The following is a 1,078-nucleotide window of genomic DNA, read 5'->3' on the forward strand; positions in this document are numbered from 1 at the left end:
CGCCCCGGGTCAGTCGGCGAGCCGGGCCAGCGTCCACAGGACCATGAGGTCCAGGATCATCACGGCGATGCACCAGATGGGGTAGTACGGGATGAACATGAACTGGCTGACCAGGCTGATCGCCGCGAGCGCCAGGCCCGCGGGGCGGCCCCAGGGGACGCGGGCGAGGAGGGCGACGCCGCCCACCAGCAGGGCGACGCCCAGCACCAGATGGATCCAGCCCCAGGACGTGAGGTCGAAACGGTACTCGTAGTGCAGCGGCGTGCCGAAGAGGCGGTCGCGGGCGATGCCGGCGACACCCTGGAGGATGCTCAGCACACCGCTGAGCACCATGCCGATGCCCGCGAACTGTCCTGGTGCGGACGAGCGTACGCCGTCGCCGGGCCCGTTCCTGTCGTGTCGCACCTCACCGGGGATGCCCGCCATGGCTGTCACCTTTCGTCCTGGTGCGGAACCAGCGGCGGCGTTTTCCGCCACGGTCACAGCGTGGGCCCCGGGTCAGGGCCGGGCGACCGCACGAGGACCGTCCGGGTGACGCCCCCTCACGCGGCTCCCGCCGTCACGCGCGCCTGATCAGTTCCGCGGCCTCGTGGACGATCGCCTCGGGGGGCCGCGCGGCGTCCAGGGTGGCGCCGCGTTCGTCGGGCTCGAGGGGTTCCAGCACCTCGAGCTGGGAGTCGAGCAGGGTCTCCGGCATGAAGTGGCCGGTGCGATCGTGGAGCCGGGCGGCGAGGAGGTCGCGGTCGGCGGTGAGGTGGAGGAACAGGGCGGAGGGGCAGGCGGAGCGCAGTGCGTCGCGGTAGCGCCGCCGCAGCGCGGAGCAGGCGACCGATCCGCCGGTGCCCGTGGCCTCGTGGGCGTTCAGCCAGTGGCCGACCGACTCCAGCCAGGACACGCGGTCCTCGTCGTCCAGGGGCACGCCGGAGGTCATCTTGCGGATGTTGCCGGGCGGGTGGAAGTCGTCCGCCTCGGCGAAGGGCAGGCCGAGCCGCTCGGCCAGGAGGCGGGCGACCGTGGTCTTGCCCACGCCGGAGACGCCGATGACCACGACGCACGGCGCGCCGGCCCCGGCCCCGTC

The 1,078-nt window shown here is 73.2% G+C and carries 2 protein-coding genes; both read right to left on the minus strand.

Annotated features, from left to right (window positions below; genetic code table 11):
• Positions 1-9: 9 nt before the first annotated feature.
• The gene (locus HW445_RS32165; RefSeq protein ID WP_257231442.1) at positions 10-426 is read right to left on the minus strand and encodes a hypothetical protein; all 417 of its coding nucleotides are present in this window, start codon (positions 424-426) and stop codon (positions 10-12) included.
• Between the two features lie 133 nt (positions 427-559).
• Entirely contained in the window at positions 560-1,048 is a 489-nt protein-coding gene (locus tag HW445_RS32170; protein ID WP_180224280.1) for a gluconokinase, read from the minus strand.
• Positions 1,049-1,078: the final 30 nt, after the last annotated feature.

The sequence above is a fragment of the Streptomyces sp. UH6 genome, from assembly GCF_013421635.1.
Taxonomy (GTDB): Bacteria; Actinomycetota; Actinomycetes; order Streptomycetales; family Streptomycetaceae; genus Streptomyces; species Streptomyces abyssomicinicus.